At 63.2% G+C, this 22951-nt stretch carries 22 protein-coding genes; 7 read left to right on the top strand and 15 right to left on the bottom strand.

The annotated features are described in order from the left end of the window. Window positions 1-5 precede the first annotated feature (5 nt). Genes CMV14_RS06890 through CMV14_RS06870 form a run of 5 tightly spaced genes read right to left on the bottom strand, consistent with a single transcriptional unit; the run spans window position 6 to window position 4422 of the window. Complete coding sequence (locus CMV14_RS06890) at window positions 6-866, bottom strand: class III extradiol dioxygenase subunit beta (protein WP_066960693.1); 861 nt, start codon at window positions 864-866, stop codon at window positions 6-8. Continuing rightward, a complete protein-coding gene (ligA, locus tag CMV14_RS06885) occupies window positions 866-1276 on the bottom strand; it encodes a protocatechuate 4,5-dioxygenase subunit alpha (protein WP_066960696.1) in 411 nt (136 codons plus the stop codon). The genes CMV14_RS06890 and ligA overlap by 1 nt, the downstream gene beginning before the upstream one ends. Next, window positions 1273-2298 (bottom strand): amidohydrolase family protein, encoded by a 1026-nt coding sequence (locus CMV14_RS06880; protein WP_066960700.1) that lies wholly within the window; start codon window positions 2296-2298, stop codon window positions 1273-1275. The genes ligA and CMV14_RS06880 overlap by 4 nt, the downstream gene beginning before the upstream one ends. After that, the gene (locus CMV14_RS06875; RefSeq protein ID WP_066960703.1) at window positions 2295-3158 is read right to left on the bottom strand and encodes an NAD(P)-dependent oxidoreductase; all 864 of its coding nucleotides are present in this window, start codon (window positions 3156-3158) and stop codon (window positions 2295-2297) included. The genes CMV14_RS06880 and CMV14_RS06875 overlap by 4 nt, the downstream gene beginning before the upstream one ends. Window positions 3159-3213: 55 nt before the next feature. After that, on the bottom strand, window positions 3214-4422 hold the full coding sequence (locus CMV14_RS06870) for a LysR family transcriptional regulator (protein WP_066960706.1): 1209 nt from the start codon (window positions 4420-4422) through the stop codon (window positions 3214-3216). 99 nt (window positions 4423-4521) lie between these two features. On the opposite strand from CMV14_RS06870, the gene ligK reads away from it, so the two are divergent. The 3 genes from ligK to CMV14_RS06855 are packed head-to-tail and all read left to right on the top strand — an operon-like array spanning window position 4522 to window position 7128. Beyond that, window positions 4522-5193: a 4-carboxy-4-hydroxy-2-oxoadipate aldolase/oxaloacetate decarboxylase gene (gene ligK / locus CMV14_RS06865; RefSeq protein ID WP_066960709.1), complete on the top strand. Its 672-nt coding sequence runs from the start codon at window positions 4522-4524 to the stop codon at window positions 5191-5193. After that, the gene (locus CMV14_RS06860; RefSeq protein WP_066960711.1) at window positions 5186-6241 is read left to right on the top strand and encodes a 4-oxalomesaconate tautomerase; all 1056 of its coding nucleotides are present in this window, start codon (window positions 5186-5188) and stop codon (window positions 6239-6241) included. The genes ligK and CMV14_RS06860 overlap by 8 nt, the downstream gene beginning before the upstream one ends. Continuing rightward, window positions 6238-7128 carry an amidohydrolase family protein gene (locus CMV14_RS06855; protein ID WP_066960714.1) on the top strand — a complete coding sequence of 297 codons (891 nt, stop codon included), beginning with the start codon at window positions 6238-6240 and terminating at the stop codon, window positions 7126-7128. The genes CMV14_RS06860 and CMV14_RS06855 overlap by 4 nt, the downstream gene beginning before the upstream one ends. 38 nt (window positions 7129-7166) lie before the next feature. Here the strand turns inward: CMV14_RS06855 and CMV14_RS06850 are convergent, their stop codons facing one another. The 4 genes from CMV14_RS06850 to CMV14_RS06835 are packed head-to-tail and all read right to left on the bottom strand — an operon-like array spanning window position 7167 to window position 11270. Continuing rightward, the gene (locus tag CMV14_RS06850; protein ID WP_083215721.1) at window positions 7167-8108 is read right to left on the bottom strand and encodes a CobW family GTP-binding protein; all 942 of its coding nucleotides are present in this window, start codon (window positions 8106-8108) and stop codon (window positions 7167-7169) included. A 29-nt stretch (window positions 8109-8137) separates the two neighbouring features. After that, entirely contained in the window at window positions 8138-9415 is a 1278-nt protein-coding gene (locus tag CMV14_RS06845; RefSeq protein WP_066960720.1) for an LVIVD repeat-containing protein, read from the bottom strand. Between the two features lie 30 nt (window positions 9416-9445). Then, window positions 9446-9961: a VOC family protein gene (locus tag CMV14_RS06840; RefSeq protein WP_066960723.1), complete on the bottom strand. Its 516-nt coding sequence runs from the start codon at window positions 9959-9961 to the stop codon at window positions 9446-9448. Between the two features lie 16 nt (window positions 9962-9977). Beyond that, a complete protein-coding gene (locus CMV14_RS06835; protein ID WP_066960725.1) occupies window positions 9978-11270 on the bottom strand; it encodes a Rieske 2Fe-2S domain-containing protein in 1293 nt (430 codons plus the stop codon). 442 nt (window positions 11271-11712) lie between these two features. Between CMV14_RS06835 and CMV14_RS06830 the strand changes: the two genes are divergently transcribed. Beyond that, window positions 11713-12993, top strand: coding sequence for a Rieske 2Fe-2S domain-containing protein (locus CMV14_RS06830; RefSeq protein ID WP_066960731.1), 1281 nt, complete (start codon window positions 11713-11715; stop codon window positions 12991-12993). Window positions 12994-13024: 31 nt separating this feature from the next. After that, window positions 13025-13801: an SDR family NAD(P)-dependent oxidoreductase gene (locus CMV14_RS06825; protein ID WP_083215722.1), complete on the top strand. Its 777-nt coding sequence runs from the start codon at window positions 13025-13027 to the stop codon at window positions 13799-13801. An 18-nt stretch (window positions 13802-13819) separates the two neighbouring features. Here the strand turns inward: CMV14_RS06825 and CMV14_RS06820 are convergent, their stop codons facing one another. Beyond that, window positions 13820-14410 (bottom strand): MarR family winged helix-turn-helix transcriptional regulator, encoded by a 591-nt coding sequence (locus CMV14_RS06820; RefSeq protein ID WP_066960738.1) that lies wholly within the window; start codon window positions 14408-14410, stop codon window positions 13820-13822. A 258-nt stretch (window positions 14411-14668) separates the two neighbouring features. Here CMV14_RS06820 and CMV14_RS06815 point away from each other — a divergent pair, with 258 nt between their 5' ends. After that, window positions 14669-14959 (top strand): DUF1330 domain-containing protein, encoded by a 291-nt coding sequence (locus CMV14_RS06815; RefSeq protein WP_176489016.1) that lies wholly within the window; start codon window positions 14669-14671, stop codon window positions 14957-14959. A gap of 170 nt (window positions 14960-15129) precedes the next feature. On the opposite strand, the gene CMV14_RS06810 is transcribed toward CMV14_RS06815, so the two are convergent. Genes CMV14_RS06810 through CMV14_RS06790 form a run of 5 tightly spaced genes read right to left on the bottom strand, consistent with a single transcriptional unit; the run spans window position 15130 to window position 19201 of the window. Next, window positions 15130-15456 carry a 2Fe-2S iron-sulfur cluster-binding protein gene (locus tag CMV14_RS06810; protein ID WP_066961044.1) on the bottom strand — a complete coding sequence of 109 codons (327 nt, stop codon included), beginning with the start codon at window positions 15454-15456 and terminating at the stop codon, window positions 15130-15132. 8 nt (window positions 15457-15464) lie between these two features. After that, the gene (locus CMV14_RS06805) at window positions 15465-16178 is read right to left on the bottom strand and encodes an enoyl-CoA hydratase/isomerase family protein (RefSeq protein WP_192876309.1); all 714 of its coding nucleotides are present in this window, start codon (window positions 16176-16178) and stop codon (window positions 15465-15467) included. A gap of 26 nt (window positions 16179-16204) precedes the next feature. After that, complete coding sequence (locus CMV14_RS06800) at window positions 16205-17158, bottom strand: quinone oxidoreductase family protein (protein ID WP_066960747.1); 954 nt, start codon at window positions 17156-17158, stop codon at window positions 16205-16207. A 14-nt stretch (window positions 17159-17172) separates the two neighbouring features. Next, entirely contained in the window at window positions 17173-18435 is a 1263-nt protein-coding gene (locus CMV14_RS06795; protein WP_066960750.1) for a cytochrome P450, read from the bottom strand. Between the two features lie 10 nt (window positions 18436-18445). After that, complete coding sequence (locus tag CMV14_RS06790; RefSeq protein ID WP_066960753.1) at window positions 18446-19201, bottom strand: SDR family NAD(P)-dependent oxidoreductase; 756 nt, start codon at window positions 19199-19201, stop codon at window positions 18446-18448. A 725-nt stretch (window positions 19202-19926) separates the two neighbouring features. On the opposite strand from CMV14_RS06790, the gene CMV14_RS06785 reads away from it, so the two are divergent. Beyond that, window positions 19927-22815 carry a TonB-dependent receptor plug domain-containing protein gene (locus CMV14_RS06785; protein WP_066960756.1) on the top strand — a complete coding sequence of 963 codons (2889 nt, stop codon included), beginning with the start codon at window positions 19927-19929 and terminating at the stop codon, window positions 22813-22815. Window positions 22816-22951 lie beyond the last annotated feature (136 nt).

The raw sequence follows: 22951 nt of genomic DNA, 5'->3' as shown, positions 1-22951 counted from the left end.
GGGTTTCAGGCTCCGCTGGAAAGGGGGGATGCGGGTTCGAGCACGATGTGCCCGATCGCCGTATTGCTGCAGGGGACGTGGTAATGGCGGTGGAGCGCGCGGGTGGCCGGGCCCAGCGCGCCGCGCATGATCAGCCACATCACCATCTCGATTCCCTCGGATCCGGTCTCGCGCAGATAGTCGATGTGGGGGATGCGGCGCAGATGCTCGCTCTCGCCGATCAGCCCGTCGAGGAACATGTTGTCCCACTCGGCATTGATAAGCCCGGCGCGCTCGCCCTGGAGCTGGTGGCTCATCCCGCCGGTGCCCCAGATCTGGACGTTGATGTCCTCCGGGAAGCTCGCCACTGCGCGGGCGATCGCTTCGCCCAGGGCCCAGCAGCGATTGCCCGAGGGCGGCGGATAGGTGACTACGTTGACCGCGAGCGGGACCACCTTGCACGGCCAGCTATCGACATGGCCGAACATCATCGACAGCGGCACGGTCAGGCCATGGTCGACGTCCATCTCGTTGATGATCGTCATGTCAAATTCGTCGAGGATCAGACTCTGCGCGATGTGCCAGCCGAGATCGGGATGGCCGATCACATCGGGCACCTTGCGTGGCCCCCAACCCTCGTCGGCGGGTGCATAACGCTCGCCGCAGCCGATCGCGAAGGTCGGGATGATCTTCATGTCGAAGGCCGAGGCATGGTCGTTATAGACCAGGATCACGACATCGGGCTTCTCGGCCCGTTCCCAGGCGCGGGTCCAGTCATAGCCCGCGAAGATCGGGCCGAAATAATCGTCGCGATCCTTGCCCTGATCATGCGCGACGCCGAGCAGGGGGACATGGCTGGAGCCGACCCCGGCGGTGATCAGGGCCATCAGCGCGCCTCCTTCTTCGAGCGGACGCCCTCGGGCGACCGGCCGCCGGCGTTCATCATCGCCTCATAGTCGGCGACCGACATGCCGCTCATCGTACTGACCGCCTGTAGGAAGCTCAGCCCGTCGGTCGAGAAGACCTTCGACAGGAAATAGATGTTGCCGCCCAGATCGAGCATGTGGTTGTAATCGCGAGCGAGCACCGCGGCCTTTTGCGCATCGGATAGCGGCCATTCGTCGAGATAGGCCGCCTCGTCGGCCTTCCAGCGCTCGCGGTTTTCGGGCTTCATCAGGCTCATCGCGAACTGGTTGAGATGATAGCCCTGCCGCGCGCGCGCAGCGGTGAAGACCCGCGTGCCGGGAATGTCCTCGAACGCGGCGAGATAGTCGTGGATGTCCTTCGGACCGCTCACAGGCCGCGCGCCTTCAGCAGCGCGTCGAGGCGGGGGAAGACGCGGCGGGCATTGCCCTCGAAGATCGCGTGACGCTCTTCGTCGCTGATTTCCAGCGCGTCGACATAGCGCTTGGTGTCGTCGAAATAAAAGCCGGTGGTCGGATCGATGCCGCGCACCGCGCCGACCATCTCCGAACCGAACAATATGTTCTCGTTGTCGATCACATCGGCCAGCAGATCGATCCCCGGCTGGTGGTAGACGCAGGTGTCGAAGAAGATGTTGTTCATCAGATGGGCGTCGAGCGCCGGCTTCTTCAGCATGTCGGCGAGGCCCCGATAGCGGCCCCAATGATAGGGCACCGCCCCGCCGCCATGCGGGATGATGAAGCGCAGGGTGGGGAAGTCGGCGAACAGGTCGCCTTCCAGCAACTGCATGAAGGCGATCGTGTCGGCGGCAATATAATAGCCCCCGGTCGCGTGCATCGCCGGGTTGCAGCTCCCCGAGACGTGGATCATCGCCGGAACGTCCAGCTCGACCATCTTCGCGTAGAAGGGATACCAGTATCGGTCGGTCAGCGGCGGATGCTGGAAATGGCCACCGCCCGGATCGGGATTCAGGTTGCAGCCGATGAAGCCGAGCTGGTTCACGCAGCGATCCAGCTCGGCGATCGAGGCGGACATATCGGCCTTGGGGCTTTGCGGCAGCATGCAGACCCCGGCGAAGGTCCCGGGAAACAGGCCCACCACGCGCGCGATCAGGTCGTTGCAGCGGACCGCCCACTCTTTAGCCACGCTCTCGTCGCCGACATGCGGCGCCATCGCCGAGGCGCGCGGGGAGAAGATGGTGAGATCGGCGCCACGCTCCTGGATCAGGCGGAGCTGGTTCGCCTCGATCGTTTCGCGGATCTCGGCATCGCTGATCTCGGGATAGGACGGGGGCGTGGTACCGGCCTCGAACGCGGCCTTCTGCGCCTCGCGCCAGGCGTCATGCCCCTTGGGCAGGACGGTGTAGTGACCATGACAATCGATGATCAGGCTCACGCGGCCTTCTCCTGCTTGGGAGAAAGGAGCACGGCGAGCTTGGCCGCGAGCCCCTTGGGCGCGGCGATGCCGAGGCAACCCAGCGCGCGCTGGCGCTCGACCGTGCCACGCGACATGGCGCTGCCAGTGCCAAGCGCGTCAAGGGTCTTGACGACCTCCTCCATCTCGGCGGCGCGGCGCAGGCCATGGGCCAGCATGCGCTCCAGATTATAGTCGGCGCGATCGGCCCAGCCCCGCGCCTTTTCGCTGGCGTCGAGCGAGGCGAGCACCTCGTTGCGCACGCCGGCGGCCTCGGCTGCGATCACGCATTCGGCGGTCAGCGCTTCGATCCCCTTCACCATCACCGATCGGATCATCTTCACGGCGGAAGCGGCGCCGATATCGCCCTCGATCCGGCGTGCGTCGGTGAAGCCGAAGCCGCCCAGCAGGGCGAGCGCGGCATCGGCATGCGGGCCGCTGGCGAGCAGCGGCACGGCGCGCCGTGCGGGGTGCACCGGCGCCAGCACCGCGACATCGACATAGCGCCCGTCCGCCGCCTCGATGGCCTGGGCGGCGGCGCGCTTGGTCTCGGGTGCCACGCTGTTCATGTCGAGCCACAGCGCGCCGGGCTGGAGGAAGCGCGCATAATCGCGGGCGGCGGCCAGCGCCTGGTCCGCTGTGACCAGGCACAATATGGTCTGTGCGCCCGCCAGCGCGGCGGCGGCGCTTTCCGCACCGTCCACGCTCGCCAGAGCATAGGCGGCCAGCATCTCCCCGCGCGAAGCTGGTTCGTCGGTCTTGCGGTCGAAGGCGCGCGCGCCGGACCAGGCGAAGGCCCGGCCCGCTTCTCCGAACCCGATGAAGGCGGCATGGTGCGACATCGGACGAGACCTAGGCGAGCCCGTCTGGTCGCCACCAATCCAATTGCAGCGCTGCCTATTGGTTTTCCTGAAGTCTCGTTTCTATGGATGCCTGATTAAGCAGGTCGATCATCCGTTGTTGCCCCCGGGTCGGCCGCCAGCCGCTGCGGGTGCTGATGCCGATCGAGCGCACACGGCTGGGGAGGTTCGAGCCGATCCGCACGAGCATCGATGCCTCGATCTCCACGGAGATCTGATCGGGGGAGAGCAGGGTGAGCAGGTCGCTCTGCATCACCAGACCGCGGATGACCATGACCGATCCGCATTCGACCGGAACGGGCGGCAAGGCCTCCCCCTCGAACATCGCCTCCCAATGGGCGCGTAGCGGCGTGCCGGCGGGCCCCACCACCCAGGATTGTGCGCGCAGATCGGCGACGGTCGCAGTGCGGGCGGCGAGGGGATGATCCTTGCGGCCGAAGATCGCCAGGCGGTCGGTGAACAACGGCACCTGCTCGACCCCTGCCGGGGGAGCCTCCCGCAGCGCGCCGACCATGATATCGATGACGCCGTCGAGCAGCGGATCGACCAGTTCCCGCCAGGATCCTTCGACGATGTCGATGACCGTGGCAGGCGCATCCCGCAGAAAATGGGCGAGCGCACGCGGCACCACCAGCGCACGGCTGAGCGGCATCGCGCCGATCGTTATGCGCCCGCCTTCATCGGGTTCGCCGCGCGCCTCGTCGATCCCGGCGGCGATCTCACCGGCGGCGAGGCGTACTCCGCGCGCCATGTTGCGGCCCGCCGCGGTGAGCACCATGCCACGGCCGCGCCGCTCCGCCAGCGGCATCGCGCAGATCTGCTCCAGTTCGCGCACCGCGCGGTGGATCGCCGGCTGCGAAAGCCCGCTGGCCGCCGCCGCGCCCGCGAAGCCTTGGGCATCGGCGAAGTGGAGAAAGGCCTCGAGCTGGGTCGCGGTCATCAGCCGTTCGGGGCTGGAGAAGCCGCGTGCCGCGCCGCGCCCCGGGCGGCGCGATGCCGTCGCGAGCTGGGCGAAGGCTCGCCCGGCGCGGTCGGCGAGTGCCGTTCCCGCGAAGGTCGGCGTCACCCCGTCCGAATGCCGATCGAACAGCAACACGCCAAGCTGTCGTTCGAGCTTGCCGAGGCCTTGGGTCAAGGCCGGCTGCGACAGCCCTGCCTCCTCGGCGGCGCGATTGAGGCTGCGCTGTGCGACGACCGCACCAAGCGCGCGCAGATGCCGCAGGTTGAGATCGAAGGGCTTCAGCATTGATTATAAATATAGCAAAAACTTATTGCCGGTCCACAAGTTGGATTGGCGCGGAACGGGCACCCGCGGGCACGGGCGACGGCAAGAGGAGATTTCGACATGGGCGTGGTGGTGCAGTATATCGAGCGCGCGGACGCGGCGGTGATCGACGGTCTGGCGCAGGCTGGCGTCGCCACCGTGCACGAGGCGCAGGGACGGATCGGCCTGCTCGCCCCCCATATGCGGCCGATCTATGCTGGCGCGCGCATCGCCGGTTCGGCGGTCACCATCTCGGCGCCCCCCGGCGACAACTGGATGGTCCATGTCGCGATTGAGCAGCTCAAGGCGGGCGACATCCTTGTCCTCGCGCCGACCAGCCCGTGCGTCGACGGCTATTTCGGCGATCTGCTGGCGACCAGCGCGATGGCGCGCGGTTGCCGGGGGCTGGTGATCGATGCCGGCGTGCGCGACGTGCGCGACCTGACCGCGATGGACTTCCCGGTCTGGTCGAAGGCGGTGTTCGCGCAAGGAACGGTCAAGGCGACGCTGGGCTCGGTCAACATACCGGTGGTGTGCGCCGGTGCCGCGATCCAACCGGGCGACGTGATCGTCGCCGATGACGACGGCGTCTGCGTGGTAAAGCGCGCCGATGCTGCGGCGGTGCTGGAGAAGGCGCAGGCGCGCGAGGCTACGGAGGAGGCCAAGCGGCAGCGGCTCGCGGCGGGCGAACTGGGCCTCGATATCTACGACATGCGCGGGCGCCTCGCCGAGATGGGCCTGAAATATGTCTGACGGCATAAGGTGCATGTGGATGCGCGGGGGCACATCGAAGGGCGCCTTCTTCCTGGCCGACGATCTGCCCGCCGATCCGGCCGCTCGCGATGCACTGCTGCTGCGGGTGATGGGCTCGCCCGATCCGCGCCAGATCGACGGCATGGGCGGTGCCGACCCGCTGACCTCGAAGGTCGCAGTGGTGCGCAAGTCGGAGCGCAACGACGTCGATGTCGACTATCTGTTCCTGCAGGTCTTCGTCGATCAGGCGATCGTCACCGACAGCCAGAATTGCGGCAATATGCTCGCGGGCGTGGGCCCTTTCGCGATCGAACGCGGGCTGATTGCCGCGGCAAGCGACGAGACCCGGGTGGCGATCTTCATGGAGAATACCGGTCAGGTCGCGGTCGCCACCGTCCAGGCGCCGGGCGGCATCGTCACCTATGCCGGCGACGCCGCGATCAGTGGCGTGCCCGGCACCGCCGCCCCGGTCCCGCTCGCCTTTCGCGACACCGCCGGCTCCTCCTGCGGCGCGCTGCTGCCGACCGGCAATGGCGTCGACGAGGTTGACGGCATCAAGGTGACGATGATCGACAACGGCATGCCCTGCGTGGTGATCGCGGCGGCCGATGTCGGCATCACTGGCTATGAGGATCGCGACACGCTCGATGCCGATGCCGCCATGAAGGCGAAGGTCGAGGCGATCCGGCTCAAGGCCGGGCCGCTGATGAACCTCGGCGACGTACGCGAGAAATCGGTGCCCAAGATGATGCTGGTGGCGCCGCCGCGTGAAGGCGGAGCCATCGCCGTCCGTTCGCTGATCCCACACCGCGTCCATGCCTCGATCGGCGTGCTCGGCGCGGTCAGCATGGCAACCGCCTGCCTCGTCGAGGGTTCGCCGGCCGCCGCGCTCGCGACGCTGCCCAAGGGACGCAATCTCACCCTGAGTGTCGAGCATCCGACCGGCGTCACCGAATGCGTCGTGACAATCGACGAGGATGGCCAGCCGGTCGAAGCGGGCATGCTGCGCACCGCGCGCAAATTGATGGATGGAGTGGTTTTCGCATGAGCACCGACGAACATGGCCGCATCCGTTCCTGGACATTGGAGCCATCGCTCCCACGTTATCGCCCGCCGGCGGGCGCCGTCGACGCGCATTGCCATGTGTTTGGGCCGATGGCGGAGTTTCCGTTCAGCCCCAAGGCCAAATATCTGCCGCAGGATGCAGGCCCTGAGGCGCTGTTCGCCCTGCGCGACAGGCTGGGCTTCACCCGCAACGTGATCGTCCAGGCGAGCTGCCACGGGACCGACAACAGGGCGACTCTGGATGCCATCGCGACGTCGGGCGGCATGGCGCGCGGCGTGGCGGTGGTCGATCCGGCGATAAGCGACACAGAGCTGGATGCCCTCCACGCGGGTGGCATTCGCGGGGTACGCTTCAATTTCCTCAAACGCCTCGTCGACGACGCGCCCAAGGACCTGTTTCTCGAGGTCGCGCACCGCATCCAGCGGCTCGGCTGGCATGTCGTCGTCTATTTCGAGGCAGATATCCTCGATGAGATGCGCGCCCTCCTTGCGGCGATCCCGACGCCGATCGTGATCGATCATATGGGCCGTCCGGACGTGGCACAGGGCCCCGATGGCGCCGATATGCGCGCCTTCCGCGCACTGCTCGACAGCCGTGACGACATCTGGTTCAAGGTCACCTGCCCCGATCGGCTCGATCCGGCAGGCCCGCCCTATGCCGATTTTGTCCGTTCGGTCCGCCCGCTGGTCCAAGCCTATCCGGACCGCGTGCTGTGGGGGACCGATTGGCCGCATCCGAACATGGAGAAGCTGCTGCCCGATGACGGGCTGCTGGTCGATGCCATCCCCGAGATTGCGCCGACGGACACGCTTCAGCGCAAGCTGCTGATCGATAATCCGATGCGACTCTACTGGCCGGAGACGTTTTAAAATCGCAGCCGCTGCCAGCACCCATACCGAAATTGCGGTCAGGCCTCCACGGCAGACGCGAGCCCGTTCATCAGTTCGTCGACGACGGCCTCGTCCAGATGGTCGCCAATGACCACGACAGAGGATATTCCGGGCTCGACCGACGCCGCCACGGGATCGACAGGATACAGGCTGTGATGGACGGCGTGGACCGCCACTGGCCGCTCTACACCGCCAAGCCACAGGATGCCCTTAAGCCTCAGAAGCCTGTCTCCATTCATCCTTAGGAAGGCGCGTAACAAGGGCTCGACCTTTTCCCAGTCGAGGCGGCCGTGGAACTGCCTTCCCTTGGATAGGATACCATGGCTGTGATGCGCTGTGTTCGTTAAAGCTTTCGCTTCCGAACCAAGGTCAGCTCCGGCCCTTCCAGCCAGCACCAGGTGCGGCGCAATCTCGCCCCGTATGGCGGCTAAGACAGTCGCGCTCGGGTTTATATCGTGCACCGCTGCCCTGACCGCGTCGGTGGATGATGCAAGATCGATCTTCGTCAGCACGATGCTGTCCGCCATGGCGATTTGCTGCACGGCTTCGTGATGACGCGCCAACGCCGCCTCCCCATGAACGGCATCGACCAGCGTCACCAGGCCGTTCAACCGATAGCGCAGCATCTGGACGGGCCGAGAGGAAAGCGTCTGCAGCACCGGGCCAGGATCCGCCAACCCCGTCGTTTCCAGAATTACACGAGAAAAGGGCGGAATAAGGCCGCGAACATGCTTGAGATAAAGATCCCTGAGTGCGGCTTCGAGATCGGATCGGACCGCACAGCAGACGCATCCGGACCCGAGCAGGGTTACACCATCGACCACGCCCTCGATGAGGGCGTGGTCGATCGCGACCTCACCGAACTCGTTGATGATCACGGCGGTCGGCGGCATGTCCCGATTGCGCAGCATGGCGTTGAGCAATGTCGACTTGCCGCTGCCCAGGAAGCCCGAGAGCACCGTGATCGGGATTTCCTCGATCAGCGCGGTCAGGTTACTGGTCCGGTATAACGCAGCACGGTCAGGCCGTAGTTGCGGTCGCCGATATAGATATACCCCCGCGAATCGATGAGAATATCTTCGAATTGCGGCACCAGATTGGTCGGAAGATAGGGTCGGCTCAGCCGTTCGCCGGGATCGCCCGGTACGAAATAGCCGACCTCGCGGGGCTGGTAGGGATCGGCGATATCGAACACGCGCAGACCGCCGGCGAAATAGGTGAGGAACAGCAGGTTGCCTATCTTGGCGTAATGGGCCTGGTGATTGGGGATGTGGATATTGTGAGGGCCGAACTTGCCACCGCGCTGGGCATAGCTTCGATAGGGCGCGGCCTCGCTCGGCACCGGTGTCGGCAGGATCGACATCGCGCGGGGATTGCGCTCATCCGAAAGGTCGATCAACGCGACCAGATTGGCGGAGTCCATATTGTTTTCGAGGATCGCCTCGGTGGTCAGCACCGCCATCTTGCGATCGCTCAGCGGCAGATAGGTATGACAGCCGATCACGCTTCCGAAATCGCCGATATTGAACTGGCTGATGAATTTCGGGTCGGCCGGATCCTCCACGTCGAGGATCACTGCGCCGAAACGTCCATAGGGCAGATAGGCGCGGCCATTTTCGACATAGGCCGGACCGTGGAGCGATCCCAGCTTGGGCATCGGGATGCCGCGATCGTCGTCGATGCGCTGGCCGGGCATGGAGAAGCGCGAGACTTCGGTGGGACTGCGGGGATCGGAGATGTCGACACAGACGTAAATGTTGCTGCGATACCCCGCCATGTTGGCGGCCAGATGCATATAGCGGCCGCCATCGTAAAAGTTGCGGTGCGTGCCGAATCCCCCGGTGCGGAATTCTCCCAGCAGTTCTGGTGCCAACGGCTTCGACACGTCCCATATCAGAACGCCCTCCTCGTTCGGCAATCCCGGCACATAGCCCCACAGTTCGGCCCGTTCCGGCGGAAGCCAGGTGCCGATCTTCTCCAGACCGGTGATGAGCTTGCCATCGGCGACCTGGACCTGGAGCGTCCAGGTATTATGCTCCGCTCCCTTCCAGTGATGAACGGGTTGCGGGTTGGCCGGATCGGTCACATCGACCACCGTCCAGCCATTATGCCAGAAATGGCCGGTATAGAGATACCAGCGGCCTTCGACGACCTGGATCGCCATTTTGAAATTGGGACGCTTGTCCAGCGGATGATAGGCGACGAGTTCGACGTTATGCGCCTCGAGGATCGGCAAGGTCGCCGTGCCCGAATGGTGATCTGCCATGTCGTTGATTCCCAGTTCTTCTTGATCGAGTCAGGCACCTGTGGAGCCGGTACCACCCGAGAGGCGCTCGTACATGTCGCTGCTGGGCGGAACTTCGTGCGCCTGGAAATAGACCCCGCCATGATCGGCGGTTCCGAAGTAGCACATCTTGACGCCGTCCATGGTCTCAGATGCGCCGATGACGCTATAGCCCCGTTGGCTCATGAAGGCTTCAACGACCGCCATGTCCTCGACGTCGTAGCCGTAATGCCAGACACCTTCGCCCTTCGTGTCGAGAAAGCGCTGCGGAATGCTGTCTCCCGAAACCGGCTGGAAGACCTCCATCGCGATCGGCCCCCAACTGCCCCAGGCAACCTTGTACTTATGGCCGTCGGCCGAGACGCCGAAATGGTGACGTGACTTGAACGTCATGAAGTCGTCTTCGCTCGGCAGGTCGAAATAGGTGAAAGGGCCTATGCCGAGCGCCTCATAACGCTTGCACGTTTCGCCGATGTCATGCGTGACGACACCGATATGCGTGAAGTTTGTGAGCGGATTCTCTATCATCGCAAGCTCCGGATTGTCAGGCGGTTTGCAGGTGCGAAGGTGCAGGCTGCTGCGGCGGTCCGGTCATGTCGCGCCAGTTCCGTCCCTCATCGAGCGTGGCCGTCCAGCCCCGGACGACATCGTCCTGTTCGGCCGAGACGATCCAGCCCGGCTCAGCGCGCGCGACCGAGAGCAGCGCCCTGTAGAGACCCGCGACGGCGAGATCGCTGGGGCAAAGATTTTCCAGGGTCCGATCGCGGATCGGCCCGCTGCCGATGGCCATGATGGCGTCCTCCTCAACGATCCCCGAAATGCCGGTGAAGCTCCGGCCGGCGCGCATCGCGGCGCGGTCCTGATGAAAGCCATTATGCCAGCCGGGGCGGTCGGCTTCGGGAGAATCGAGCGCTATTCCGAAGGAGCAGAGCGTGCTCCGGTCGAGACCGACGAAATCGAGCTGTCGGCTGCGCAGCGGTTCCTCGCCGATAGGCTTTTCTTCATCCCAGAAGACGTGGAAGAACAATGTCCGGGTGTCCGTCGCAGGCACCATGATCGTAACGATGTCGCCATTCGCATTGTACACGCTGTAGGGCGCCACGAACTGCGTCACGCGCACATCGCGCAAACCGGGCTCGCCGTCACGTACGCGCAAGGCCGCATAACGGAAGCCGGACTCGTCATCCTGGATCTCCAGCCTCGGAAGCAGATCCTTGCCCATGGCCGATACCCGCGCGCCATAATCGAGTTCCAGATCGGACGCACGTGCGACCCCGTCGGCATGCAGAATGCTGAGATGGGCGGAATCGACCAACCCTTCGGTTACCTGCACATAATTGCAGTCCAGGACGTGGAGCGAATTGACCCGGTTCGCCGCCGGCAGCTTCAGCCAGTTCCAGCGAGGGAATTCCGGCTCGAATTCCTTCGGGCCGAGATAGGCCCAGACCAGGCCGCCCGCTTCCCGAACCGGATAGGCGCGAGCCCGGATACGCTTACGGAAACGCGGGTCGGCGATATTGGGCGTCTCAAGGAGCGTTCCGTCCGCGGCGAACTTCCAGCCATGGAAGAGACAGCGGATGCCACACCCCTCGACCCGGCCCAGCGCCAGGCTGGCGCCCCGATGGCAGCACCCCTCGTCGAGAAGACCGATGACGCCATCCTCGCCCCGAAACGCGACGAAGCTCTGGCCAAGCAGTTCGATACGCCGTGGGTCTCCGCCGGCCTCGATGAGATCCGAGCTCTGAAGAAAAGGCGTCCAATAATGGCGGAGGGACCGACCCATCGGCGTCTGCTCCCCTACTCTGCAGATCAGTTCATTCTCATTGTGCGACAGCATCAACCGACTCCATTCCTCCCGTCCACCTGTAATTATCTTCTAAGGAAGACACAAGATCGCACGAATGATATTCGCATCCTCCGGCTGCGCGCTTGCACAGCCTCGGGATAGCCGCGCGGCAGGGCTTGCTCATCACCAGCGCCCAAAGACGCCCCCCCCATCCGTCCTGCCGCGGTAGGCAAGAGGACGCAGTGAGTGGCCTACCCGTTTCAAAGCGCAAATTTCAGATCTGCAAATTCGACCTTCCATGGAAGTAATTTTTCGCCTAGCATCCGATGATATGGTACAGGCGGCGCACAAGGTGTCTGATGGTGTCGAGAGATCCGGGCAGGTCCCGTCGCGCTTCGCGCCGACCCGCCATCTTGGCATCGGGGCCTTGTCCCAGGGCAATGGCGCCCGCTCTGGCCACCAGATAGATTTTGCCATTTGAGGATGAGAGATCATGCTATCGCAGCAGGAAAATGAGCGGATGTGCCGGGTCGGGCCGGAAACGCCGATGGGCGTTGCGATGCGCCGCTACTGGCTCCCGCTTCTCCAGTCGTCGGAGCTGCCCGAGGATGCGAAGGACCCCACATTCGTCGAATTGCTCGGTGAGCAGCTGGTCGCCTTCCGGCTCAAGGACGGAACGATCGGAGTTCTCGCGGATGCGTGCTGCCATCGCGGCGCGAGCCTGTCGATCGGGCGGCTGGAAAGCTGCGGCGTGCGGTGCCTCTACCATGGCTGGCTGTTCGCGCCGGACGGAAAGGTTCTGGAGACGCCCAACGTCGCCGATCCGCGCTTTCGCGATCGCATCAAGGCGCGGGCCTATCCGGTGCGCGAGGCCGGCGGATTGATCTGGACCTATCTCGGCGATCGCGATCGCATGCCCGAATTTCCTGATTTCCCCTGGCTGGACAGCACCGACGAGACGCGCGTCAGCGCCTGCGCCTATATCAACTGCAACTATGTCCAGGTCATGGAAGGGCTGGTCGACAGTTCGCACCTTTCGGTGCTGCACAGTTCGGCATTGGCCAAGACGAACGGCATCGACGATTTCAACTTCGCAACCGTCAATAATCACATGCAATTCGATACGGCGCCCCGCATAGAAGCGGAGGATACCAATTTCGGTTTTCAATATGCCGCCATCCGCAACGTCGGCGGAAAAGTGGAAACCCGGGTGACCGCCTTCGTCGCGCCGATCTTCATCCTCAATCCGAACGCCGATCTGTTCTTCGCGGTCGTACCGGTCAACGATGTGAAGACAGCCTTCTATAATATCTGGTGGGATGGAACGACGCGGTTCGGAGAAGAGCCGATGCGCTCGCGCCAATTGGGCTTCGTCGGCCTCGATGACGTGACGATGCGGGCAAACGGCATGACGCGCGATACGATCGACACCCCCGCCGCGCCGAGCCGCGCCAACGGCTTCCAGCAGGACCGCACCCTGATCCATCAGGGCCATTTCACCGGTCTGCCGAGCTTCACCCAGGAAGATGCGGTGATGTCGGTTTCGAGCGGCCCGTTGCGGGATCGCCGCCATGAGAACCTGTCCACGGCCGATCGCGCGATCGGCCATCTTTACCGGACATTGTTACGCTGCGCTTCGGCGGTCGAAGAAGGCAGGGAACCGCTAGGCTGGAACCAGCCGGTCGGCCAAATCCGCGGCACCAACGCGCAACTAGAGGAGTCCGCGGACTGGCGCGAGCTCGTGCCGGCCAACCGCGCCGAGGCGGCCGCCTGATTTTCGCATATCCTTGGAAGGACATCATCTCGTGCATTATGGTTCCAAGATCAGGCTGGACGATCAGGGGATCGTCGTTCTCGGCGCCGGTGCGGGCATGGGGGCGGAGACCTGTCGTGCCTTGGCGGAAGTCGGAGCAAAGCTGTTGTGCGTGGATCATGATCCCGCACTCGCGCGCAAGATCGCCGAGGAGGTAGGCGGTCATGCGGTGTCGGAAGATGTGACGTCCCGAACGGGGATGAAAACCATTTTCGCGATGACTACCGAAATCTTCGGCAGTAGCTTCAAAGGTTTGGTCGATATCGTCGGTATGGCCTATGTTCAGGCCCTGCAAGCCTTCGACGACGAGACGTTCCAGGCGCAGATGGACATCATCTTTCGGCACGCCTTCCTCGCCATACAGCTAGGAGCGCCCCTCATCGCCCAAAACGGCGGGGGAGCTATGACGTTCATCGGCTCGGGCTCGGGCCTCAGGAGCGTTCCCGGTCAAACGGCCTATGGGACTGCGAAAGCCGCTCTGCACCATCTCGTCCGCTGCTCGTCGCGCGATTTCGCCTCACAAGGCGTTCGGATGAACGTCATCGCACCGAACTATATTCGCACGCCAAGGCTTCTGGCCGCGCTGGGAGAGGATTTCTGGCGAGAAGCGGATGAAGCCGCGCCGATGAAGCGAGCCGGCACGACCGAGGATATTGCGTCCGTCGTGCTGTTCCTTCAGTCCCAACTGGCCGCTTATGTGACGGGCAATATCCTGACCCTGGATGGCGGTGCCAATGTGGTGGCCGCCTTGCCGACACCTGACTCCTGAGAACGGAGGCTGGAGATGTCAGGAGTGCGGCGCCGCCCTTGCGGCCTTCCTGCCAGCCCTTGCCGAAACCGCCCCCTTGCGTCCCGCCTCCACGCGCCGCAGCAGGTGATAGCAGAAGGCGATGCCACTTTCCCGTTCCGCCTCGCTCAGTTCCGCCAGAGGCTCATTGAGGATGGATTGCTCCGATAGCCAGCGCACTGCCTGGTTCGAGATCTTCAAACCCTTCTGCGTTAGATTGACGAGAAATCCCCCGGCATGCAGAGCATCGGGTGACCGGACGACCAATTCCTTCTCCACCAGCCGGTCAACCTGCTTGGTGATCGCTCCCGATGTGATCGACAGCGCCCGAAACAGATCGGTGGGGCGCCGCGCATAAGGCCTGCCTGCCCGCCGTAACGCGAGGATGACGCGCAGTTCGGCACCCGATATGTCGAAGTGGCGTCGGCACCAGAGATCATATTCCGCGTCCATCAGCCGTCCGAGCCTGGTCAGCCCGATCGTGAGCAGCATCCCCGACAGTTCTTCCCCCGGCAGCTCACGCTCCCAGGAAGACATCACCTCTTCGAAATGCGTAGTTACGGTTATCGGCACCGATCTGCCCTTTGCCATGTTCGAACCTGCGATGACACGCCCCGATATGGGCATTACCCTGTCTTATACCTTGATTTTCCTGTCTCAGCCAAGAGGCTGGTACAGGAAATGATCGATGCTGATGCAACCGCCTGCGCGTCACCCCCGGGGCCGCGGTAAAATATATGACGAAGAAGACGATTTTCTTGACACATTGTCCATGGCGCATAGATTGTCTCGGCAGCGCGGATCGACGCGGTCCCGGTTTGCTGCATCTTCGACAAGGGAGCGACCTCCGTGAACGGACCAGAGGTGTTGGTGGTGGTGGAAGTGCTGGAGGTTCGCGATCAGGCCGCCTTTGATGCCTATCGCGCCGAAGCGCGGCAACAGAGCAGCGCGCGAGGCGGCATGACGCTGGCTCGCGAAAGCGCGACCTTCGAAGGAGATGCATTTGGAGATCTGATGGTGCAGCGGTGGCCATCCGAGGCAATTTTCCGATCATGGCAGGAGAGCGACGAGTATCGCCCCCTGCTCGAACGCCGCCGCAAGGCAGCGGACCTCAGACTTGCCGTTCTGCCGCTGAGCTGATGAGGACGGTGAACCGTCCACATTCTGGGGCGTGTCGACATTCAGTTCAGGCCGAACCGAAAATGGTGGCTTTCCGTGACGCGGAGCGCAGCGTACTCAAATGTACGTTAATACCGGAAGCGCGGGAAACCGTTATTTGCAGGCCGGCATGGGCTGAATGTCGATACGCCCTAGACGAGTTTCTGATGGGCCGGCGTGGTAACGGATAGACCGTCGAGCGCGGCCGTAAGCACGATCTGACAACTCAAACGCGAGGCTCCCGTCCGCCCGTCGACGAAGTCGAGCATCGCGTCCTCCATGTCGCCAGGCCTGTCGGTCAGGTCCATCCATTCTTCGTCAATGTAAACGTGGCAGGTCGCACAGGCGCACGCGCCCCCGCAGTACGCGTCGATGCCTGCTATGTTATGGGCCAGCGCGGTTTCCATCACGCTATCCCCGACGCTGCCATCCACGGCACGCGCCTCACCATTGGCCGATCGGAAGATGATCCTGGGCATCTGAAACCTCATTGATGTAAGCGTTCGACCTTCTGCCCCGGCTCGGAGGACCGGCGTACAAGATCCAGGAACAGGCGCTGCTCGAGACGCAGCCCGTCGCGCAGCGGCAATGTGCTGCCTTCCACGATCGCCCGCTTCGCTGCGACGAGGCCGGCGCGCGGCATCGCACGTATCGCGTCGAACCATTGCTCCAGGGCGGCCTCCCCATCGGGAAGCACTGCGTCCAGCAAGCCGATGCGATGCGCTTCCGTCGCATCCACCAGGCAGGACGTGAGAATGATCTTTGCGGCGTGCGCCGTCCCTACCAGACGCGGCAGGCGCTGGGTGGCACCGGCACCCGGCATGGCGCCACGGGCAACCTCCCGGAAGGCGAAGCTGGCCGCGCGCGTGCCGACCCGAAACATGCACGCCAGCGCAAGTTCGCATCCGCCGCTGGCGGCCTGGCCCTCGATCATTGCGATCGTCGGCTGGGGCAGATGCTCAAGTTGGAGCAGCACATCGACCCAGCTATGAAAAGGGGCGGACGGTTCCTGCCCGTTCGCCAACGCCTGAACGTCCGCCAGCGACGCGCCCAGGCTGAAATAACCGCTCACGCCGCTCCGCAGGACGACCAGTTTGATCCCGTCATCTTTTGCGATCGCACGCAGACATGCGCTCAATTCGATGAGGCTGTCGAAGGGGATGCGGTTTTCAGGCGGGTTGACATAAGCGAGCGTCGCCACCGCTCCGGCGATATCCGTCGACCACATCATGGCGTTCCCTTGGGATTGAGGAGCAGTTTGCCGACCGTCCCGCGCGCTGCGATGGCACTATGGGCCGCCGCCGCTTCGGACAGCGACAGCGTGAGGCCGATATGCGGCCTGACGCCGCCGGACCGGTATAGCGCATATATGTCGTGCAACGCCGCGGCGGACTCATCGAGGAAATCCATCAGCCAGAAACCGGCCAGACTCCTCGACCCCGCTAGCAACGACGCCGTGGAAAGCTGGCCCGGCTGCCCGGACGAAGTGCCGTAGCTGACGATACGGCCGCGCGGCCCCGTAGCGGCCAGTTCCTCTGCGAACAATGTTCCACCCGACCGGTCGAGCACCAGATCGAACAGCCTCCCTTCATTGGCTTCGATCGCGCGCGCGGCGAAGCTTTCGGGATTCCCGTCGATGACGGCATCAGCCCCATGCCTCAACGCCATCTCCGATTTGACGTCGGAAGACGTGGTGGCCACGATCCTCGCGGCGCCGCCGGACCGCGCGATCTGGAGCGCCAGCAGGCCCACGCCGCCGGTCGCGCTCGGGATCAATATCCGTGCGCCTTTGATCGGCTGGCCCAGCGTTTGGACGATGTGCCATGCCGTGAGCCCCTGGATGAACAGCGCCAGAGCGGTCGCATCGTCGATGTCGTCCGGGACCGGGAAAATCTGATTGCCCGGCGCGGCGACGCGTTCGGCATATCCCCCGCTCCCACAGATAGCGACGACGCGCTCGCCCGTGTCAATGCGGCAGCCGACCACCTCGCCTCCGGGAATGGCGTCGCCCGGCCGCCCCCCTAGGAAATTATTGCCCGTCCGCAGCCCGATCAGATCGGCGTAGTTCACACCCGCCAGCCCCACCTCGATCAGCCGCTCCCCGGGCCCGGCACGGGGCTCGGCGACATCGCACAGGCTGAGTCCGTCGGGGCCGCCACCTGCATGGACGATTGCCTTCATGCCTTGCTTCTTCCTTACCAGCGGACGAGTAGCGCCTTGAGACCCGGCGACAGGATATTCGGCGTCCATTCGCTGCGCTGATCTTCGACGAGGCTGAGCTGAGGAAGCCGGTCGAGAAACGCGTTGAGCGTCTCTTCCGCCTCAAGACGGGCAAGCGATGCGCCGAGGCAGACATGGACGAACCGGCCGAACGCCATATGCCGCGCGACATCGTGGCGGTGGATGTCGAAACGGTCCGGATCCACGAATATGTCCGTGTCCCGCTGCGCCGACGCATAATAGAGATAGACGTCCGCCTCCGCGGGGATCGTGACACCCCGAATTTCGACCTCGCGTGTCGTCGTGCGCAGCACTCCATGGACCGGCGTGCGGATGCGCAATGTTTCCTCGATGGCGTTTTTCACCAGCGACCGGTCGTGGATCAGCTCTTCCCACTGGTCGCGATTGGTCAGCAGTTCCCGGAACATCATCGCGATCAGATGCGCGGTAGATGTTGAGCCCGCGCTGACGATCGTCGCGATGAGCCCCAATATCTCTTGGATGGTCAGCGCAGAGTCGCCTTCGGCGGTTCGCGCGTGGACCAGGGCCGAAGCCATATCATCGCACGGGCGATCGCGCCGCTCTTCGACAAAGTCGGCAAGCCATCGGTTGAACTCGATGGCGCGCGCGATCAGCGCCTCGCGTTCGCTGGCCGAAAAATCCGGCGCCCCTTTCAGCATGATCAGGCGGTCGAGTGCCCATTGGCGAAAAAAGGATGCGCGCTCCGGCGGCGCACCGATCAACTGCGTGATGATCTGGACGGGTAGCCTGTCGGCATAACCCGCCACGAGATCGCCCTGCCCGCCGGTCTCGAATTCGGCCAGCAGCGCCTGACATGTGGCGCGCACCTGCAAACGATGGGATTCGATCAGCTTCGGCGAGAAGGCGGCCTGAGCCAGCCGGCGCAGGCGGCCATGTTCCGGCGGATCGAGCGTAACGAGAACGCGGTCCGGCCGTCCTTCGGGAAACGCCGCGGCGAATTCGTCCGACATGTTCTGGAAATTGATCGTCTTCCGGTTCGAGAAATTCGCGGGATCGCGCATGATCGCATTGATGTCGTCGTAGCGTGTAACGCACCATAGATCATGCTGGGGCCAGTAGAAGACAGGGCGGCTTTCCCGCGCGGCCTCCAGCCAGGAATAGGGCTCGCCCGCCTGTTCGGGCAGAAACGGATCGAAGGCGACGCCCTGCACGAATGGGCAGCGCGGTGCGGCGGAGGTCGGGCTGGGCGCGGACATTGGCGGCTCCTCAATGATAGACCGAACCACCATCGATCGCGAGGATCTGTCCGGAGATGAAGCGCGCTTCATCGCTCGCCAGGAAGATGGCTCCGCCGATGAGATCCTCGGGATAACCGGCGCGCTTCAGCGCCCGGCCCGCAATCGCCTTATCGCCCTGGTCTGCCAGGAAATCGGCGTTGCCGAGATTACCCTCGGTCAGAATATAGCCCGGCGCGATGGCATTGACTGTGATGTCGTCAGTCCCGAGTTCATGCGCCAGGACCCTGGTCATCGAAATGATCGCACCCTTGCTCGACACGTAATGCAACATGAAGGGCGTGCCCTTGAAGGCCGTTCCCGATGCGATATTTATGATGGACCCGGACTTTTGCGCGCGCATGATCGGCGAGACCATCTTCGCGCACAGAAACGATCCGATCATATTGACGTCCAGCACATGCCGCCATTCGGCGACGCTGAGCTCCTCGAAGGGCTTGAGCTCGAGACTGGCCGATACAGCGGCATTGTTGAACAGGATGTCGACAGCGCCGAATCGGTTCACGGCGCCCCTCACCATCGCGGCCACCGATTGCTCGTCGGAGATATCGGTGCGCGCGTATATTGCCGCGCCACCATCCGACTCGATTTCCGCCACGACCGCGCCCGCGTCAGCGATGTCGGCGATGACGACGCTGGCCCCCTCCCGGGCATAAGCGAGCGCAACAGCGCGGCCCAACCCTGTCGCACCCCCCGTCACGATTGACACCCTGCCCTTCAGCCGCATCTCACCCTCACAACTTATCGATGCAGCTCTTATATATACTGCTTCCATGGAAGCAATATATAACACATCAAAAATTCGGACACTCCTCGAATAGCGCTAAATTTAGTGCCTAATTAGCCATATTATATGGCCATCTGTAAGAGCAAAGAGGGTTAGAGTTTTTTATCATCTATGGAAGTTTAATTTTCGAGCGCTGAACCAGATGACCCGCTCGCACCTCTGATGGCACAATCGCTCGCCGACGCACACCTGACGCCCGAAAGCCCTCCCGATCAACTTGGCCCACGGCGGCCACTTGCCCAAGGCAGGGGCAAGGAGAAGCAGGAAAATCGGCACCTCAGTGGAGCTAATGGCATCATGGCAATGTTGGCCGATCTCTGCGAATCGCCACGCGACGACAGATATGTGCGCCGACTTCCGCCCTGCTTGCCACCACAAGGTCGAGCGCCCCCGGCCGGCCCGAAACCGGCGATCCATGACCAGACAGCCTCCAACGCGGACGCATGTCGTTCAACCTTCCACAAATTACGATTTTTAATGCATCGCGAAACAATTCAACGGTTTTTCTCAGATCTTCTCGTCACTTAGATGGACAACACCGGAATTGATTAATGTCTTCCATGGAATGTAATTTCGGTTTATAGCTGCGATTGAGAGCGCCGCTTCAGCCAATATGCGGCAGGCGCCGATAAGGAGAGGGATCGATGAACTTGAGGGGAAGAACAATGAAGGGGACCAGCAGAACTCGCTATCTTCGGACGGCACTGGTTTGCGGCTGCGCCCTGTCACCGGCGATCGCGGCAGCTCAGGAAACCCCTTCCCAGCCCATCGAAGCGGCAACGTCCGAACAGCCGTCGGCCGCGGACATTATCGTCACGGGCTCGCGCATCAGTCGCCCGGGCATTACCTCACCCTCGCCGGTCATCGCGATCGGAGAGCAGGCTTTCGCCCAGACCGGCGCGGTGAACGCCGCCCAGGCGCTGAACGAACTGCCGCAGTTCGGTATCGGCAGCGGTGCCGGCACCCAGGGCATCACGTCGCTGAACAACGGCTTCGGCGGCGGCTCCGAACTGATCAACCTGCGTAATCTCGGCGCGCAGAGGACCTTGGTTCTGGTCAACGGGCGGCGCCATGTCGGCGGCGATCCGGGCACTTCGTCGGTCGATCTCAATGCCATCCCCGCCGAGATGATCGCCCGGATCGATACCGTCACCGGCGCGGCCTCCGCCGTCTATGGCGCAGACGCGGTCAGCGGCGTGGTCAACATCATCCTGAAGGACAAATATGACGGCGTTTCGCTGACAGCCCGTTCGGGCATCAGCTCGCGCGGTGACGCCGGAGACGCCCGGCTGGCGATCCTGGCCGGCACCTCGCTGCCGGATGGGCGGGGCAGCCTGCTAGGCTCGGTGGAATATACTTCGAACAGGGGATTTCTCGGTGCTGGCAGGCCTTATGGCCAAGCGGATTCAGGCAATTTCGTGGTCGACCCGATCAACGGCTCGACGGCGATCCCCGGCGAGTTGATCACGTCGTCACGGGGCAATTTCACCTTCAATGCCAATAACCAGCTGGTGCTGGCCTCGACCCTGCCCGTAGCCGAAACACGTTTCCAGCGGGCGCCGGTCGCGACGCTCGAGAACCCATCCAAACGCCTGCTCGGATCGATCGCCGGTCATTATGATCTCATCGAACAGGGCAATGGCTTCTCGTCGACCTTCTTCACGGAGGCCAGTGCCTCCCGCACGAAGACGAGTATTCAGTTCGAGCCGCAGCTGATGCTGTTGAACGGCACCACCTTCGGCACGATCGCCGAAGGCGCGACCAGCGGGCCGCGCGTGCCCGCGAGCAATCCCTTTCTGCAGGCGCTCGCCCCGATCATCGGCCCCATTCCCGCGAACGGGATCGCCGTCCAGACCCGGCTGTCGGAGTTCGGCAATCGCGTATCGGTGATCGATCGGGACACCATACGGATCGCTGCAGGTTTTCGCGGCGATATTGCGGGAAGCTTCAAATATGAAGGCTATTACCAATATGGGCGCGTGAAGGCGGTGCAGCGCGACTATGGCGCCCTCGACAGGTTCCGCCTGTTCGCCGCGCTCAATGTCGATACCAAGGGAACGGCGACGCTGGCGGACGATACGTGCGCCGATCCCGCCTTCGTCGCGGTCGGCTGCACACCCGTCAATATCTTCGGGCGCAACACGATTACGCAGCAGTTCATCGACTATGCTTCGATCCGGCCCGTATCCCGATCGAGCTCTTCGCAGAATGTGCTGTCGGGCTTCGTCAGCGGGAACCTGTTCGATCTTCCCGCCGGGCCGGTCAGCATCGTCACCGGGGCCGAATATCGCAAGGAACGCACCGTCGTTTCCCCGGATCCGTCCTATATCAATCGGAGCAATTCGGCACGCTTCCTGAACGGCGTCAAAGGCGGTTATGACGTCGAGGAAGTCTATGGCGAGTTGAGCATTCCCGTCCTCAAGGACATGTTCCTGGCCCAGAATCTGGAACTGGGCGCAGCCGCCCGCTACAGCAAGTACAGCACCGTCGGCACGGAATTCTCCTACTCGCTCCGCGGCGAATGGCAGCCTGTGGATGCGCTGCGCTTCCGTGCCGTCTATGCGTCGGCCGTCCGTGCTCCCAATATACGCGAGCTATATGCGCCGTTGTCCGCGACGTCCGCGGCGGTACAGGATCCTTGCGATCGGGTCAGCGACACCGGCGCGCCCGTGACGATAACGGGCAACAGGCTGACGGCATGCCAAGCTGATCTGGGCGCCTCCTTCGCCGGTTTCGATCAGACCCAGATCCAGCGGCAATTGGTCCGGTCCGTTGCGTCCGGCAACGCCAGCCTTGAAGCGGAAAAGGCCAAGACTTACACGATCGGTGCGGTCGTTGCCCCGAAGACCCTCATTCCGGGCCTATATGCCACGGTCGACTATTATAATATCCGAATCAGAAATGTGATATCCGACCTTCCGCTGCAGGATATCGTCAATCAATGCTATGACCAGGCATCACGGCCGGCCGAATTCTGCCAGACAATCACACGCGATACGACCAATCAGATCATCAGCGTTGCCAACTTCCTGTTCAACGCGGCTTCCGAAAAGGTATCGGGACTGGACGTATCCTTGAACTACACGCTTCCGGTTTCCGCGCTTGAAGGGCGCTTCAACGCCCAGTTCAATTGGGCGCACCTGTTCGAACATACCTTCACCGCACGGCAGGGCGCCACGCCGGATAAACGCAAGGGGCAGGTCGGCGATTTCGCGAACCGCTACAATGCTTCGCTCGGCTATGAAGGCAAGACGCTATTCGCCAACTGGACGACCCGCATTTACAGCAAGGCCGTGGCGGACACGACCATCCTGCCGTCCAACGCGCTGTATTCGCTGCAGCGAATACCCGCCATCTGGTATCACGACGTGCAGATCGGGCTCGATCTGACGGGGTATCGCATCTCGCTCGGCGCCAAGAATGTGTTCGATCGCCAGACGCCGATCATCAGCCTTCCCGCCCGGACGGCTTCTGCTCTGGGCTTACGCCCAACGGGCGGCGTATATGATGCGCGCGGACGGTTCTTCTATGCCGAGGTCAAGGCCCATTTCTGACGGGAGTTCGTGATGGTTCGGAAGTCGACGTTCGGGCCCGGCGCCACAAGCAATCCGGCACGGACGATCGACGGCTGTTCCAGCCGCGGCGATGGGGCCTAATGTGGGAGAAGGCAGGATGAATTACGCCGCGACA

This window comes from Rhizorhabdus dicambivorans, assembly GCF_002355275.1.
Classification (GTDB): domain Bacteria; phylum Pseudomonadota; class Alphaproteobacteria; order Sphingomonadales; family Sphingomonadaceae; genus Rhizorhabdus; species Rhizorhabdus dicambivorans.
This window is presented reverse-complemented; position numbering and strand designations above follow the sequence as displayed.

Coding starts and splice junctions, on each gene's coding strand:
- CMV14_RS06790 (WP_066960753.1), bottom strand. CDS start 19,201: ATGCGGCTGAAGGGCAGGGTGTCAATCGTGACGGGGGGTGCGACAGGG.
- CMV14_RS06875 (WP_066960703.1), bottom strand. CDS start 3,158: ATGTCGCACCATGCCGCCTTCATCGGGTTCGGAGAAGCGGGCCGGGCC.
- CMV14_RS06800 (WP_066960747.1), bottom strand. CDS start 17,158: ATGAAGGCAATCGTCCATGCAGGTGGCGGCCCCGACGGACTCAGCCTG.
- CMV14_RS06840 (WP_066960723.1), bottom strand. CDS start 9,961: ATGATAGAGAATCCGCTCACAAACTTCACGCATATCGGTGTCGTCACG.
- CMV14_RS06870 (WP_066960706.1), bottom strand. CDS start 4,422: ATGCTGAAGCCCTTCGATCTCAACCTGCGGCATCTGCGCGCGCTTGGT.
- CMV14_RS06785 (WP_066960756.1), top strand. CDS start 19,927: ATGAAGGGGACCAGCAGAACTCGCTATCTTCGGACGGCACTGGTTTGC.
- CMV14_RS06845 (WP_066960720.1), bottom strand. CDS start 9,415: ATGGCAGATCACCATTCGGGCACGGCGACCTTGCCGATCCTCGAGGCG.
- CMV14_RS06890 (WP_066960693.1), bottom strand. CDS start 866: ATGGCCCTGATCACCGCCGGGGTCGGCTCCAGCCATGTCCCCCTGCTC.
- CMV14_RS06810 (WP_066961044.1), bottom strand. CDS start 15,456: ATGCCCAGGATCATCTTCCGATCGGCCAATGGTGAGGCGCGTGCCGTG.
- CMV14_RS06830 (WP_066960731.1), top strand. CDS start 11,713: ATGCTATCGCAGCAGGAAAATGAGCGGATGTGCCGGGTCGGGCCGGAA.
- CMV14_RS06820 (WP_066960738.1), bottom strand. CDS start 14,410: ATGGCAAAGGGCAGATCGGTGCCGATAACCGTAACTACGCATTTCGAA.
- CMV14_RS06860 (WP_066960711.1), top strand. CDS start 5,186: ATGTCTGACGGCATAAGGTGCATGTGGATGCGCGGGGGCACATCGAAG.
- CMV14_RS06795 (WP_066960750.1), bottom strand. CDS start 18,435: ATGTCCGCGCCCAGCCCGACCTCCGCCGCACCGCGCTGCCCATTCGTG.
- CMV14_RS06835 (WP_066960725.1), bottom strand. CDS start 11,270: ATGCTGTCGCACAATGAGAATGAACTGATCTGCAGAGTAGGGGAGCAG.
- CMV14_RS06855 (WP_066960714.1), top strand. CDS start 6,238: ATGAGCACCGACGAACATGGCCGCATCCGTTCCTGGACATTGGAGCCA.
- ligK (WP_066960709.1), top strand. CDS start 4,522: ATGGGCGTGGTGGTGCAGTATATCGAGCGCGCGGACGCGGCGGTGATC.